Source organism: uncultured Dialister sp. (assembly GCA_900314595.1).
In the GTDB taxonomy this organism is placed as follows: Bacteria; Bacillota; Negativicutes; order Veillonellales; family Dialisteraceae; genus Dialister.
Genome location: OMVW01000002.1, coordinates 169,114 through 184,551, shown reverse-complemented (window position 1 = coordinate 184,551; position 15,438 = coordinate 169,114). Strand labels below are relative to the sequence as shown.

Here is a 15,438-nt window from a genome sequence, read left to right as displayed (position 1 = left end):
TCGTATTTTTTTCGACTTTTTTGCACAAAAAAGCACGCACCTTTCGATGCGTACTTGAACTATTTTATGAATTTCTTAAGTTAATGACATTGCAGTTAGATATTAATGTAACTCGAGCTAATATCACTTTGCCGACAGTCATCAGCCGTATGGCTGCGCCTGAAATCGGTTATATTCATATATTCAATTTTAGCAATCATACTCCTGATGATTTCAAAAAACAATTGACTTTACTGAAAGAAAAAGGATGCAGAAAACTCATTGTTGATGTTCGCATGAATCCGGGTGGAGTTATTGATTCCGTTGTGGATGTAGCCAATCAGATAATATCTGCAGGAACAGTTGTCAGCTATCATACGAAATCAGGAAGCTCAAAAGTTTATACAATTGATGGAGCTAAGGAACGCATTCCTTTAGTCATTCTGATTGATAAAAACAGTGCAAGTGCTGCTGAAATTCTTGCCGGGGCAATCCAGGACAGGAAAGAAGGCATCGTGATGGGCGAGACAAGTTATGGAAAAGGAACTGTCCAGGCAGTTTATCAGGAAACCGAGAAAACTGCAGTTAAAATATCTATTGCGGAATATAAGACGCCTTCCGGTAAATCTATAGACAAAAAGGGAATCAAACCTGATATAGAAGTTAAACAGGAGGGAAGGCTTTTTGATTTCACCAGCGATACGGTTCTTTTAAAAGCTATAGATTATTTCAATAAAACCTGAACAAGCTGCGGTCATTCCCGGCCGCGGCTTTTTTATCGTCCATATACATAGTAATTTTCTTAAATTGACATGATTTTTACTATATTTACTGCTTACATGATATAATAAAATTGATTATTGTAGATATTTTTAGAGAGGTATTCTTCCATGTTCATTGATAGAGCAAAAATCATTGTAGTTTCTGGCGCTGGAGGAGATGGAGTCGTTGCATTCCGCAGGGAAAAATATGTCCCCAGAGGAGGTCCAAGCGGTGGTGATGGTGGTAAAGGTGGTTCTGTTATTATACGGGCAGACAGTAACCAGAATACATTGATTAATTTCAGGAGGCACCGCAAATTTGCAGCTAAAGCCGGTGAAAACGGCGGTGCAAAAGAGATGTTTGGCAAAAATGCGGAAAATGTTATTGTCGATGTACCCCTGGGAACCATGGTTTATGATGACCGCACTGGTGAACTTCTGGCGGATATGACTCAGAATGGTCAGCAGGTTACCGTTGCAAAAGGCGGACATGGTGGTAGAGGGAATTCCCATTATGCGACCTCTGCAGTCCGTGCCCCAACTTATGCTGAAAAAGGAGAACCGGGCGAGGAGAAAAATATCAGGTTGGAACTAAAGGTTCTCGCCGATGTAGGTTTGCTTGGATTTCCAAGTGTTGGAAAATCCAGCCTGCTTAGAAAAGTCTCCGGGGCTAAACCCGAAGTAGCAGCCTATCATTTCACTACATTGAACCCTATTTTGGGGGTAGTAAGTCTCGATTCAGAAAGAAGTTTTGTCATGGCCGATATACCCGGCCTGATAGAAGGAGCCAGTCAGGGAACCGGTCTGGGTGATGAATTCTTGCGTCACGTGGAGCGGACAAAAGTCCTCATCCATGTTTTGGATGCAGCGGGCAGTGAAGGAAGAGATCCTTTGGAAGATTTCCGGATTATCAATAATGAACTGGAATTATACAGTCCTGCTCTTGCTAAAAAGAAACAAATCGTTGCGGCCAATAAAATTGATCTTATTGAAGATTACTCCAAAATTGAAGTTCTTCGGAAAGCGATTGAATCAAAAGGATATAAATTCTTCCCTGTATGTACTTTAAATGGCGAAGGACTTAAACCTTTACTGGAAGCAGCCTGGGGCATATTACAGGAGGAACCGGAGGTTTCCTTTGAGCCAACTGAAAAAGATATCGTCTATGAAGTTCCTAAGGATGAATTTCTTGTGGAGAAGAAAGATGATGTTTATTATGTTACCGGGAAACGTGTAGAAAAACTGGTCGGAATGACCAATTTTGAGGATTATGTATCCCTTCGCCGCTTTGAAAGAGCCTGGCGGTTTATGGGCCTGGAAAAGCTCCTTAGAAACGAGGGAATTCACGAAGGGGATACAGTCAACCTTTATGGCGTGGAATTCACTTATACCGAATCTAAAGATAAATCAGAATCTACAGATGAATAAGGAGATTTATGATGTTGACGGGAAAACAAAAACAATACCTGAAAAGTCTTGCCGTGCAACTTCCTGCTTATGTACAGATTGGCAAAGAAGGAATTACGGAAACGGTCGTTGGCAGTGTTAAAGACGTATTATTAGCCCGAGAGCTTGTAAAAGTTAAGATCAATCAGAATTCGGATGAAGATATCCATAGTACGGCTACACTTTTAGCTTCAAAGCTGGAATGTGAGATCGTACAGATAATAGGGCGTAACTGTGTATTATTCAAACAGAAAGAAAAAAAATCCCACTATGAACTCCCTTAAATCAGATACACGGAAAGGAATTTCTACAAAAAAACGAATTGTCATCAAGGTTGGTACCAGTTCTCTTACATACAGTAATGGAAAAATCAACCTTCGTTTCATGGATCATCTGGCAAGGCAGATTTCTGATTTAAAAAATCGTGGTATGCAGGTTATCCTGGTTACCTCAGGAGCTATCGGGGTAGGTTATCCCGAACTGGGGTTTAAAGAAAAACCCACATATCTCCCATACAAACAGGCCTCAGCGGCTGTAGGACAGGGACTACTTCTCAACATCTATGAACACCTTTTTCGGGAATATGGACACGTAGTGGGGCAACTTCTTTTTACAAAAGGCGATGCTGTCAATTCCAAACGATATCTTCATATGCGCGGAACCCTTCTATCTCTCTTAGAGCTTGGGGCAGTACCGATAGTTAATGAAAACGATGCTGTAACAGCCGATGAAATCAAAATAGGTGACAATGACACTCTTTCTGCCATTGTTGCAAGCATTGCGGAAGCAGATCTGCTCATTATTCTTTCTGATATCGACGGTCTTTATACTGCCGATCCTCGTAAAAACCCTGAGGCTGAATTGATTCATGAAGTACCGCAATTTACCAGAGACATTTATCAGATTGCCGGAGGTGCCGGCAGCAGTCAGGGAACTGGAGGTATGTATACCAAGATTCAGGCAGCAGAAATCTGTGTACGTTCAGGCATTGATATGATTATTGCCAAGAGCAGCCTCCCTGAAGTAATTGAGCGCATCATGGCCGGAGAAGAATTGGGTACATTTTTTAAAGGCGAAAATGTTCATCCTCAGCTCAAAAAGAGGGACATCATTATTGGGACTGCAGTAAAAGGAAAGGTTTTTGTTGATTTGGGATGCCGAAATGCAATTCTCAAAAATGGTTCCAGTCTTTTACCAGTGGGGATAACCGGAATAGAAGGTCATTTTACTGAAGGAGATACCGTCTCTGTAATTTATGAAAATGAAGAACTGGCCAGGGGAATCACTCATTACAGCAGCGATGATATTGAAATGATCAAAGGTCATCATACAAAGAATCTGAAATCAGCACTGGGCTTTGAACCTCCATACGATACGGTGATTCACAGGGATAACCTGCTGGTGATGAAATGAAATTTTCAGAAAAGCTGAAATGGGTAATCTACTATTTTTCTAAATATCCCAAAGGTCGTTTTGAAATAGTTCACATCCTGCAGCTTTTTATGATACTGATTATTTGTATTCTTATCGCGGAAGTGGTGCTATACATATGCTTAAACGGATAGGGATTTTTGGAGGATCTTTTAATCCTCTCCATATCGGTCACCTGGTGATTGCTGAATCGGCATGGCAGGAATTCAATCTTGAAAAAGTTATTTTCATCCCATCTGGTGATACACCCAATAAGGACATGCACAACATCAATAAATTCATACGGTATGATATGGTCTATACTGCCATTAAAGACAATCCGCGATTCGAAATTTCGCCTATAGAACGAGACAGAAGTGGTCCATCCTATACAGTAGATACGATTCATCTTTTGCGTAATATTATGGGAAGTGGATATGAATTCTATTTCATATGCGGTACAGATGCTCTTGCCGACCTTCCTACCTGGAAATATAATCGGGAACTTCTGTGCTGCTGTCATTTTATCTGTGCCAGCCGTCCCGGATATGAAGAAAAGTTAAAACGCTCAGTTGCGTACTTCGGCGAATTGGGTCATAAAAAAATTCATTTTCTACGTATCCCGGAACTGGAAATTTCTTCTACTATTCTCCGTGAATCACTTGCCAATAATAAGTCAGTTAGATATTTCATTCCTGATGAAGTGATTCGCTTTATAAAAAAATATCATCTTTATGAAGGTTAAATCTATGAAAATTGAAAATATTCAAAAAGACTTAAAAAATATTCTATCCGGAAAAAGATTTCACCACTCAGAAGGTGTTGCCCAGACAGCATTTTATCTTGCAAAGAAGTATGGAGCTGATCCGGATAAAGCATTTCTTGCAGGATGGGTACATGACTGTGCCAAAGAACTTTCATTATCAGAAATGAAGTCTATTGCAATGGATTACCATTTACCTGTAGATTCCGTTCTGCTTTCCAGCAGGGCACTTCTGCACGGCCCTGTTGGAAGTATACTGGCAGAAATAAAATATGGTATAACAGATAAACAGATTAAAAGTGCTATCTATTATCATACAACCGGCCATGCTGATATGACACTGATGGAAAAAATCATATTTCTGGCAGACTACATTGAACCATCCAGAGATTTTCCCGGTGTAGATAAATTAAGGCAGCTTGCTGACAGGGATCTGGATAAAGCATTACTGGCTGCCTATGATTCAACCATATCACACTTGCTAGAGCAGGGAGCATATATTTACGATCTTACTTTTATCGGCAGAAATGATTTGGTGCTGAAACTCAAAGAGAAATCAAATGAGAAAAAATAAATCAAAGAGAACCAGAATTCGTATAAAAAAACTGATTTTCTGCATAGTTATTTTTCTGATTGTATTGTATTCACTGGTTATGGGAATTGGCAAAGGCGTTTCATTTATTCTTGCCAAAATCAATAATAATGAGCAGCCACTTTCTTATTACCTTATTATCGGTACTGATGAAACCGCAGGAAATGAAGCGGATACGATTTTGTTGTCGGCCTGGAATGCTAAAGACAGAGAAATTACTTTTGTTTCCATTCCGCCAAATACAAAACTCTCACGACAGGAAAAATCGAATCAACTGATAAAATCCACCTTTACAGAGGGCGGAGCGGAAGAAACCAGAAGTGCTGTAGAAAATCTGTTACACATCCGTATAAATAAATTTGCAGTACTGAACTTTTCAGATTTTAAACAATATATAGATAAAACCGGCGGTGTAAATCTATATGTAGAAAAAGACATGTCCCATACCAATGAAGAAGGTGAGGAAGACATTGGAATTCGTAAAGGATATCAGGAACTTGACGGAGCCAATACATTAGGTTACATCCGTTATTTGGACGAGAAATCTGGAGAAATAGACAGGATTCAGCGACAGGAAAGGATAATGAAAAAAATGGTGGAATCCATGCATGACCGGTTTGCCTTTTTTAACTGGTTAATCGCAAAGCGCAACTGGGCTCCAGCTGAAACTGATATTTCATCTTCTGAAGCTGCTTCCATGGCTTATACGATTACAAGTTATCCTGTTGAAAATTTCAAATATGTAATTCTTCCTGGAGAAATTCAGAAAATTAATAAAGTAAATACCTGGGTAGTTAATCCGGTAGAAGTACAGAAAGCTATAGCCCTCACTATCGGATCAGATAACGATATAAAATAAAGGAGATATTATGGAAAAAAATGTGGAAATAATCTGCAAAGCTTTATCCGCTAAAAAGGGCGTCCGTATCCGCGTCCTCAATGTTAGAGAATTGACCAGTATAGCTGATAATTTCATTCTTGCTTCAACAAGGAACAAAAAACAATCTCAGGCTGCGGCTGATGAAGTAGAAGAAAAACTGGCGCAAGAGGGGATTCATGCTCTTCGAAAAGAAGGATATCGGGAAGGCGACTGGATTCTTCTGGATTTTGGAGATGTAATCGTTCATATATTTACTGATGAAGAACGGCGCAGATATGATTTTGATACTCTCTGGCAGGAAGCACCTGCTGCCGAATATCATGATACAGGAGAAAGCAATGAAAAATGAAGTATCTGATGGAGTAGGCCCCTTTCATCTGAAAGAAAATTCCATAGCAGAATTGACTGTTGCAAGAAAAGCATCATTTGGTGTCTTTCTGGATGCCGGCACTGGTCAATCTTCTGACGACATTCTGCTCCATAATGGACAACAGACAAAGCCACTTGAGGTCGGAGAAAAAGTTAAAGTCTTCCTGTATCATGATCCAAGACACCGGCTGACGGCGAGCATGCATCTTCCTCAGATTCCTATCGGAGGAATCGGGTATGCCCCTGTCATGTTAACGACAAGATTTGGCGCCTTTGTCGATATTGGAACTGAACGGGGGATTTTTCTTCCGTTTTCACAAATGGAAGAAAGGGTTGTTGCAGGACAGAATATCTGGGTAAAACTGTATATTGATAAAACTGGCCGACTGGCTGTAACTATGAAAGTCAACGAGGATATACGGAAAATCTGTCTCCCTGTATCAGGAGTCAAGACAGGAGATATGGTGGAAGGAACCGTCTATAATAAGACAGGGGAAGGTATTTTCTTTATTACCAGGGAAAGATGGATTGGCTTTATCTATGATGGAGAAATCAATGTACCCATTCCGATGGGTGCAAGTGTAAAAGGCCGTGTAACCTATATCCGAAAAGACGGTCATATGAATGTTTCTCTCCGACCGGTAAAGGAAAAATCACTGGAAAGAGATATGAAGATATTACTTGATTACCTGGACAAACATAACGGAACAATGTCTTTTACCGATAAATCCGATCCACACCTGATTAAATGTGCTTTTGGTCTAAGTAAATCATCCTTTAAAAGAGCAGTCGGACATCTGTTTAAACTTGGACTGATTACAATGGATGAAGGAAAAATAAATAAAGCTTAGCAATGAAAGATAAAAGAATGCCCTATGGATTTCCATAGGGCATTCTTTTATCTTATAGTTAATTATAATTGTCAGAAGAATTACATATGTCGATACAATCCAATGACCTTTCCCCTGATGGTTACATCTTTCGAGATGATAGGCTGATAAGCATCATTTTCAGGCTGAAGGCGGATATGGTCATTCTCTCTATAAAAACGTTTCACGGTAGCTTCATCATTACCCACAAGAGCAACGACTATATCTCCATCCTGGGCATGATCCTGCTCAGAAACAATCAGGTAATCGCCTTCCATAATCCCGGCATTAATCATACTGTCGCCACGTACAACAAGAATATAACAATTATTATCACTTCCGACCAAATCGGATGGCAGCGGGAAAACGGACTCAAGATGCTCATCCGCCACAAGAGGTTCACCGGCACGGACAGCACCAATCATGGGCATAGGAAGCATCTTTTTATGACGCCAGGACATATCATTAACCACTTCAATAGCTCTTGAACTGGCAGGATCCCTTTTGATCACCCCGAGTTCTTCCAGCCGTGCCAGATAGCCGTGAACAGTGGAAGTAGAACGAAGACCAACAGCTGTGCATATTTCACGAACTGTAGGTGGGAACCCATCTTCATAAATCTTCTTCCGAATAAATTCGAGAATACTCTTTTCACGGGTTGTCAGTTCACGGTTTTTTCCCAATCTTTTAGCTGCCATTTGGGTTGTCCCTTCTTTAAAAAAATTATATGATTCCCAGGCAAGAATCGATATTATCGTAAAAATGGAGATAGATTACACATTCTTGACCATATTATACATGATACAGTAATCAAATTCAAACAGTAGTTCATGGAATAAATGATAGGCGATTGAATATTCTGTAAAACATATGATTCATATAAAATTAAAAAAATTTAATTTTGTGTTCTATTGTACGAAAATATGTTTTGCTATAATATAAATATGTCAAAAGAAATAATGTTCGGCGAATAAGAGTTTTAAAAATTTATTTTCGGGGAATAATCATTCCGGAAACTAACCGATTAAAATAGGGGGCTTCCATTATGAAAAAGATAATCATCCTGATGTCATTAGTCGTGCTGCTCTGCGGATGGTGTGTAAATGCTTCAATGGCTGGAAATTCTATTCAATATGAGACTGTAACCCTTACCACAAATGATACTTTATGGGATATCGCATCAAAACGCATAGGGAAAAACGAAGATATACGGGAATATATTTTCAATGTACAGCAGTTCAATCATATTACAAACCCCGGTCAACTTGAACCGGGCATGATTATTAAACTGCCCGTTAATAATAAATGATAGAAAAACAAATGTCCATTTCTCTCATTGAGGAATGGACATTTGTTTTTCTATCTGTTTTTAACTGTTCCTGACAGATTCATCATAATACAGCCGGTCCAATCATTGCATGTTTATTTGTCAAATTCCAGAACATATATTCTTCTGACAGCTAAAATCTTCATCAGAAAATATGTTTGATATTAGTTGGAAGATCCAAAAATCTTGTCAATTGGATTATTTGTAAATAAATCTGCTTCATTGATATAACGACGTACCATTTCGACAGAATGATGCCTCGTCTGCTTCATGATGAGGCGTTCTTCTACCCCCTTCAGAGCAGCATAAGTGGCAAAACCATGGCGCAGGCTGTGGGCACCATAAAAATCAGGATTGAGACCAATGGAGGCCACATATTTCTTTACAATCAGGTTGATGCTCTTATCACTCAGGCGCCGGGAAGAAACCTTTCCATTTTTTAAAAAACTGCGAAAAAGAGGACCATTTGTAATGCCTGAAATCCTGATCCATTCATTGATTGCTCCGATGCAGTCCATGGACGTATTCCGGATGTAGGGGATACCAATCTGCTGGCCCTCTGAAGACTGGTCAGTTTTAGAATGACGTATCGTAATCACAATACCCTGTGGATATCTTTTTAAATCTTCCATATCAAGACTGGAAAGCTCGCTCCTTCGGAATGCTCCCATAAAGCCAAGAAGAAGAATTGCTTTGTCGCGAACCTGGACAGGGGAAGACAAATCCATGCGTGAAATTATCTCTTCTATTTCTTCCCAATAAACAGGAGTCTTGCCTTTCTGCATGCTTCCTTTCAGGCGGGTAAGTCCAATGAGAGCTTCTTTGACGATCCATGCCCTGCAGGGATTATGATCTTTTTCCCCAGATGCATTATAATTCTCGGATATGGCACTGATTCTCCTACGGATTGTTGCGGCTTTGGCAAAATCAGCCAGATCATTAATATAATTGACAACCGTTTCCGGACTGCAGGGATATGAGGACTTTTTATGATACGTGCACCAGTCACAGAAATCGTTCCAATCCGACTCATAAGCATCAATTGTATTCTTTGATTTTGTTACTGATAGTGCATTTAAACTTTTATCCGATAATCCTCGGGAAAGACTATTCTCTGCAAAATTTCTTAGGAAAAAATGATTATCCACAATGAATCCTGCCTTTACATATAAAATCTCTGATTGAAAGGATATTTTGTTTGAAATTTACGCATCTATTAGTTCCGATAATTTAATGTTATCGGAACTAATGAACGAAATAATTATATCATGCCGCTGCATGCCTTTCAATCTATCTAAATGCAGTCCCTGAAATATCTGAAATCTTATCAATTTGAAGAAAATCCACGATATATATCCTGCATATATCCTGCCGAGATTGAAATCATACATAGATATTCACGGGATGAATTTGCGATTATATTAAATTGGTAATCATCAGAAAGAACTTATACACTGGATTTATAAATCGTATTGATCAAAATAAAGAGCATCCGGTTTTAAAGACTGGATGCTCTTTTGCATGAATCTGTTATTTCTTTGTAAAGGCGTATAATTTCCTGGTTACCCGCTCTACTTCCGCATACATCTTTTCAGTATCAATTGTCAGAAGTTCCCTGTGTTCCATGACTGGTTTACCATTGATGATGACTGTATCCACATCCATGGAGTTACCTGCATATACAGCCAGGGAAATACTGTCAAAACGTGGATGCCAGTGGAAACCACTCCTGTCGATAAGGATAATATCAGCCAAATAGCCTTCTTTAAGTACACCCAGATCAGTATACCCCAGACACTTTGCCCCGTCTTCTGTGGCCATTTTGAGGGCTTCCTTTGCCGTTATTGCAAAGGGATCATACCCTGCTGCTTTATGAATCAGGGCTGCCAGTCTCATTTCAGCAAACATATCCAGTTTATTATTGCTGGATGCTCCATCGGTACCAATGCCGACAGTAATTCCTGCTTTACGCATTTTCGATACCGGTGCGACTCCGGAGGCCAGCTTCAGATTAGAAGCCGGATTGTGGGCAACACAGACATGCTTTTCTTTCATAATCTGAATATCTTCATCACTGACATGCACACAGTGAGCTGCCAGGGTTGGCTGATCGAAAAGTCCAAGGGAGTTCATGAGAGCAATCGGGGTCATATGGTATTCTTTCTGGCAGTTTTCAACTTCCCCTTTTGTTTCAGAAAGATGGATATGTACAGGCATATTATATTTAATTGCCACGTCTCTTACCTTTCGGATATAGTCAGGCGGGCAAGTATATGGAGCGTGAGGTCCCATCATGACTTTAAAACGTCCATCCCCTGCTCCATTCCAGTTCTTGAAAAGTTCGACATTTTCGTCAATCCCTTTCTGTCCGTTTGGTCCAATGCCTGCCAGTCCGCGGGCAAGGTTACCGCGGATTCCTGCCTTGTCTGCCGCTCTGGCACAGGCATCCATGAACATATACATGTCACAGAAAGCCGTTGTGCCACCGCGAATCATTTCAGCAAAAGCCAGCATGCTGCCCCAGTATACGATATCATCATCAAGATGGTCTTCGGCCGGCCAGATTTTATTCTGCAACCAGTCCATAAGGGCCATATCATCCGCATAGCTTCGGAAAAGTGTCATTGCCACATGGGTATGAGTATTTACGAGGCCAGGCATGGCCAGCATATCATGGCCGTCAATGACTTCATCATATTCTGCTTCTATGGGAGTTTCAAGGAATGATTTGATATATTTTCCTTCTATTGCGAGATTTTTATGTTCTATAACTTCGCCATCCCGGCAGATTCCCACATTTTTGATTAAAATAGACATTTCATCCTCCATTAGTCAAGACCAAGATATTTTCTCTGTTCCTCTGTCAATGTATCAATTTCATAACCCATGGATGACAGTTTAATGGAAGCCACTTCCGTATCCAATTCATGAGGCAATGTATATACCCTGGCTTCCATATCCCTGCCGTGCTGAAGAAGATAACGAGCAGCCAGACTCTGCATGGCAAAAGAAAGATCCATAATCTCAGCCGGATGGCCATCACCTGCTGCCAGATTCACCAGACGCCCTTCTGCAAGAAGGAATACAGTTTTTCCATTTGGAAGAACATAGCCTTCAATATTCTTGCGGGCTTCATATTTGCGGATGCAAATCCGTTCCAAATCCTTGCGGCTGACTTCACAATCGAAGTGTCCTGCATTGGCACAAATAGCGCCATCTTTCATTTTCATGAAATGTCTTTCAGTAACAATATTGATATCTCCGGTGACAGTAAGGAAATAATCTCCCCGTTCAGCAGCCCGATCCATAGGCATGACTTCAAACCCGTCCATGACTGCTTCAATGGCTTTGATTGGATCTACTTCAGTGACGATGACATGGGCCCCAAGTCCTTTGGCGCGCATGGAAACACCCTTTCCGCACCAGCCATATCCTGCAATAACAACTGTTTTGCCAGTTACGGTCAGATTTGTACTGCGAATAATACCATCCCAGGCAGACTGGCCGGTACCGTATCTGTTATCAAAAAGATATTTGCAATACGAATCATTGACTGCAATCATCGGGAATTTCAGTTCATGCTGTTTCTCGAGAATTTTCAGACGATATACGCCGGTTGTAGTTTCTTCAGATCCGCCAATCAGATTTTTTCTGGCATCAATTCTGGTGGTGTGCAGAAGATGTACCAGGTCGCCGCCGTCATCAATAATAATATCGGGCATATGATCCAGAGCTTTGTTCAGGAACATGGTATATTCCTCATCAGTGCAGCCATGCCATGCGTATACGGTTACGCCATTTTTTTCAAGAGCTGCCGCGATGGGATCCTGAGTGGAGAGGGGATTACTGCCGGTACAGATTACATCTGCTCCTGCAGCTTTCAAAGTCAGGGCTAGATAAGCAGTTTTCGCTTCCAGGTGAATGGACATCACGATAGTTCTTCCTTTGAAAGTCTGGTCCTTTATATACTCTTCCCGGAGTGCATTCAAAGCAGGCATGTACTTTGCGACCCAACGGATTCGCTGCTCCCCGTTTTCTGCCATTGTAATATCTCTAATCATCGATTCAGCCATAATCATAAACTCCTTTCATACTGCTCTATAGCTTGTTCAAAAGGCGGCTTAAGTACGCCTTTTTCTGTTATAATCCCCGTTATTAATGAATGCGGGGTCACGTCGAAGGCCGGATTAAAAACCGGTATGTTTGCAGGCGCGCCATAGGAGTCCCTGTATTTTCTGACTTCATCAGGATTCCGTTCTTCTATATGAATTTCTTTCCCAGAAGAAATGGAAAAATCAAAAGTGGAAAATGGCGCCGCTATATAGAATGGGATGTGATGATAGGCGCAAAGTACCGCAAGACTGTATGTGCCAACTTTATTAGCAGTATCGCCATTGGCAGCAATCCTGTCCGCGCCGACTATGACAGCATCTATTTTCTTTTGCGCCATCACCCAGGCAGCCATGTTATCGGTGATGAGACGGCATGGAATGCTGTTTTCCATCAGTTCAGTTCCTGTCAGACGGGCCCCCTGAAGAAGCGGTCTTGTTTCATCCGCATACACGCATTCAATTCTCCCCTGCTGATGAAGGCGGTAAATGACGCCAAAGGCTGTGCCTATACCGGCTGTAGCAAGAGCGCCAGTATTGCAATGGGTCAATATATGTAAATGGCTTTTGTCTTTAAAAAGAGAAGCACCATGATCAGCCATCTTTTCACATAATTTCTGATCCTCTATTTCAATTTCCTTGGCTCTTTTCGTCAGGACAGGAAGAAGATTCTTTTCATCCGTTTTGTCGAAAAGCGTAATCATTTCCTTAACTGCCCATGATAAATTAACTGCGGTAGGACGGGCGCTCTCCAGGTATTCCCCAGCTTCATGAAACGATTTTCTTAAATCTTTACCGGTCAGATTTTCATTCAGTTCATTCTGAAGGGCAAGAACCATACCGTAAGCAGCCGCCACACCTATAGCGGGAGCACCGCGTACTGCAAGACATCTGATGGCCTCAGCCGTATCCTGAACTGTCGTACAATGCAGGTAGGAAATGGATTGAGGCAGTCTGGTCTGATCCAGAAGAATCAGGACTCCGTTATCCCATTTCAGGGACCAAAGTTTCTCGCTCATAATAAATGGAATCCCCCAAAATCTCTGGCAGCATGGTGACAGTCACATTCCACATCCGGATCATAGGTTTTGGAAAGAATAGTAATGATTTTCTTAAAGCTTTCCAGATTATGATTCATGCAGTCAACCACCTCTTTATGGGAAAGTGCGTTCTTGGAAATACCCGCTGCAAAATTTGTAACCATGGAAATTGTGGAATAGCAGATTTCGGCCTCACGGGCAAGGACACATTCAGGGAGATTTGTCATCCCTACCACATCAGCTCCCCATTGGCGATAAGCCCTGATTTCCGCCGGTGTTTCAAAGCGGGGCCCTTCCGTGCAGATATAGGTTCCATAGGGGTGCAGAGTGATGTGTTCACTTTCTGCAGCTTCAATGATGGCTTTCCGCAGGGTTTCGCAGTACGGATGAGTCATATCCAGATGAGCTACACCGTAATGTTCACCGTCATAGAAAGTCCCTTCCCTTGATTTTGTCATATCAATAAACTGGTCCACCAGAACAAGTTCTCCAGCCTTATAATCAGGGTTCAGAGAACCAACGGCTGTAGTTGAAACAACGGCTTTGACATCCAGCATTTTAAGAGCATAGATATTGGCCCGATAATTGATTTTGTGCGGTGGAATGGTATGATGGATGCCGTGCCGTGCCAGGAATATGATTTCCTTATTGCCAAATTTTCCGGATTCATAACTAGCCTGGCCAAAAGGTGTATCAATAATCTCAGAATGAAGGTCAGTCAGGATTCCTGGATCATAAACACCTGTACCACCAATAAAGGCTAATTTACTCATTATATATTTCCTCCTTTTGTTTCCTGAAACCATTTTTTCAGAGTTTCCCGGGAAATATTATATTTCCGGCCGCAATAGTGGCAGACAACTTCAATTTTTTCATCTTCAAGCAGACTTTGCTGTTCATCTGCAGGAAGCCGGAGAAGTGAATTTTTGATTCTGTCTTCACTGCAGGTACAGCGATAGGAAATGGCTGCTTTTCCCAAAAGAATATAATTCTCCTTTTGGAGAAGACCGGCAAGTGAATGATCCCCTTCAGTCCAAAGATCAAGCTTTTGATCCGTGCCGAACAGTTCGTGAAAGAGTTCTTTATTCCCTTCAGGCATAAGCTGAGCTATAAAACCTGAGCATCTTGCAATATGCCCGTCATTATTCAGTTTTGTTTCTATTTCCACATGGGACAGAGTCTGATCGGAAGCATTGATATATTCAGAAATACATTCAGCCACATCTCCCTTTGAAAGATTTACGGCTGAAACATAGGGCTGTTTTAAAAGGGAATATCGTGTTACAAACAATTGGCCATTGTTGGATACACAAGAAGCTTCTTCATCAGGAGCAAAGGGAAGTGTGCAGTCAGGATTATCAGGAAAACCTCGTACATAACGTCCTTCATAAGCATCACTGTGAATCGTCCCGAGTGGTGACCCTGTCACCCACTTTAATGAGACCCCTTCATGATTTTTGAAATCCATGGCAAGCAGGAGAGATGCAGTAAGTACTTTTCCCATGACGACCGCTGCCATTGGCTGCAGATGATGAATATCCTGAGCTTCTCGCGCAGCTGAAGAAATGTCAGTCAGGGTTATGCGGATACCATCCGTGCTGAGGTAATGTTCTATTGAGTCTAATACTGACATGAATCGGTTCCTTTCTGTGGAAATACCACAATGAAGCCAGATCAGAATAATCTGTTTTTATTTTTGTGGTTTTCTTCTTCAGGATTTCCAATCATGCAGAAGAAAACTAAATCTTTATAGCACCAGTTCAAACGACCCATTCCATTGTAACACTTCAAAAATAAAAAAAGTAACAATCAATGAAAGAATATAAAATTAAAAGCATCAAAAATCTTCCGAACCATGATTCAAAAAAGCGGCTTTAGCCGCTTTTTGTTTTA

General features: G+C 41.1%; 17 protein-coding genes. 10 read left to right on the top strand and 7 right to left on the bottom strand.

Annotated elements, in window-relative coordinates; translation table 11 throughout:
• The 9 genes from QZN42_RS01870 to QZN42_RS01830 form a co-directional block, all read left to right on the top strand.
• Window positions 1-722 (top strand): S41 family peptidase (locus tag QZN42_RS01870; protein WP_296954023.1); only part of this gene is annotated, 722 nt, incomplete at its 5' end.
• A 147-nt stretch (window positions 723-869) separates the two neighbouring features.
• On the top strand, window positions 870-2,168 hold the full coding sequence (gene obgE, locus QZN42_RS01865) for a GTPase ObgE (protein ID WP_296954022.1): 1,299 nt from the start codon (window positions 870-872) through the stop codon (window positions 2,166-2,168).
• Window positions 2,169-2,176: 8 nt separating this feature from the next.
• Entirely contained in the window at window positions 2,177-2,470 is a 294-nt protein-coding gene (locus tag QZN42_RS01860) for a YhbY family RNA-binding protein (protein ID WP_296954021.1), read from the top strand.
• Window positions 2,457-3,599, top strand: a complete 1,143-nt coding sequence (gene proB, locus QZN42_RS01855; RefSeq protein ID WP_296954020.1) for a glutamate 5-kinase — start codon at window positions 2,457-2,459, stop codon at window positions 3,597-3,599. Before QZN42_RS01860 ends, proB begins: the two co-directional genes overlap by 14 nt.
• A 136-nt stretch (window positions 3,600-3,735) precedes the next feature.
• Window positions 3,736-4,341, top strand: a complete 606-nt coding sequence (gene nadD / locus QZN42_RS01850; protein WP_296954019.1) for a nicotinate-nucleotide adenylyltransferase — start codon at window positions 3,736-3,738, stop codon at window positions 4,339-4,341.
• Between the two features lie 4 nt (window positions 4,342-4,345).
• The gene (yqeK, locus tag QZN42_RS01845) at window positions 4,346-4,933 is read left to right on the top strand and encodes a bis(5'-nucleosyl)-tetraphosphatase (symmetrical) YqeK (protein ID WP_296954018.1); all 588 of its coding nucleotides are present in this window, start codon (window positions 4,346-4,348) and stop codon (window positions 4,931-4,933) included.
• A complete protein-coding gene (locus QZN42_RS01840; protein WP_296954017.1) occupies window positions 4,920-5,810 on the top strand; it encodes an LCP family protein in 891 nt (296 codons plus the stop codon). Before yqeK ends, QZN42_RS01840 begins: the two co-directional genes overlap by 14 nt.
• A 10-nt stretch (window positions 5,811-5,820) precedes the next feature.
• On the top strand, window positions 5,821-6,180 hold the full coding sequence (rsfS, locus tag QZN42_RS01835; protein ID WP_296954016.1) for a ribosome silencing factor: 360 nt from the start codon (window positions 5,821-5,823) through the stop codon (window positions 6,178-6,180).
• Window positions 6,170-7,051, top strand: a complete 882-nt coding sequence (locus QZN42_RS01830; protein WP_296954015.1) for a S1 RNA-binding domain-containing protein — start codon at window positions 6,170-6,172, stop codon at window positions 7,049-7,051. Before rsfS ends, QZN42_RS01830 begins: the two co-directional genes overlap by 11 nt.
• Before the next feature lie 80 nt (window positions 7,052-7,131).
• Here the strand turns inward: QZN42_RS01830 and lexA are convergent, their stop codons facing one another.
• Entirely contained in the window at window positions 7,132-7,767 is a 636-nt protein-coding gene (gene lexA / locus QZN42_RS01825; protein ID WP_296954014.1) for a transcriptional repressor LexA, read from the bottom strand.
• 347 nt (window positions 7,768-8,114) lie between these two features.
• Here lexA and QZN42_RS01820 point away from each other — a divergent pair, with 347 nt between their 5' ends.
• Window positions 8,115-8,378 (top strand): LysM peptidoglycan-binding domain-containing protein, encoded by a 264-nt coding sequence (locus QZN42_RS01820; protein WP_296954013.1) that lies wholly within the window; start codon window positions 8,115-8,117, stop codon window positions 8,376-8,378.
• A gap of 182 nt (window positions 8,379-8,560) precedes the next feature.
• On the opposite strand, the gene QZN42_RS01815 is transcribed toward QZN42_RS01820, so the two are convergent.
• From QZN42_RS01815 to QZN42_RS01790, 6 genes are all read right to left on the bottom strand, one after another.
• Entirely contained in the window at window positions 8,561-9,544 is a 984-nt protein-coding gene (locus QZN42_RS01815; RefSeq protein ID WP_296954012.1) for a site-specific integrase, read from the bottom strand.
• Between the two features lie 382 nt (window positions 9,545-9,926).
• The gene (locus QZN42_RS01810; RefSeq protein ID WP_296954011.1) at window positions 9,927-11,213 is read right to left on the bottom strand and encodes an amidohydrolase; all 1,287 of its coding nucleotides are present in this window, start codon (window positions 11,211-11,213) and stop codon (window positions 9,927-9,929) included.
• 11 nt (window positions 11,214-11,224) lie between these two features.
• On the bottom strand, window positions 11,225-12,469 hold the full coding sequence (locus QZN42_RS01805) for an adenosylhomocysteinase (RefSeq protein ID WP_296954010.1): 1,245 nt from the start codon (window positions 12,467-12,469) through the stop codon (window positions 11,225-11,227).
• Between the two features lie 2 nt (window positions 12,470-12,471).
• Window positions 12,472-13,524, bottom strand: a complete 1,053-nt coding sequence (gene mtnA, locus QZN42_RS01800) for an S-methyl-5-thioribose-1-phosphate isomerase (protein WP_296954009.1) — start codon at window positions 13,522-13,524, stop codon at window positions 12,472-12,474.
• Window positions 13,521-14,318 carry an S-methyl-5'-thioadenosine phosphorylase gene (mtnP, locus tag QZN42_RS01795; protein ID WP_296954008.1) on the bottom strand — a complete coding sequence of 266 codons (798 nt, stop codon included), beginning with the start codon at window positions 14,316-14,318 and terminating at the stop codon, window positions 13,521-13,523. The genes mtnA and mtnP overlap by 4 nt, the downstream gene beginning before the upstream one ends.
• On the bottom strand, window positions 14,318-15,178 hold the full coding sequence (locus QZN42_RS01790; protein ID WP_296954007.1) for an Hsp33 family molecular chaperone HslO: 861 nt from the start codon (window positions 15,176-15,178) through the stop codon (window positions 14,318-14,320). The genes mtnP and QZN42_RS01790 overlap by 1 nt, the downstream gene beginning before the upstream one ends.
• Window positions 15,179-15,438 lie beyond the last annotated feature (260 nt).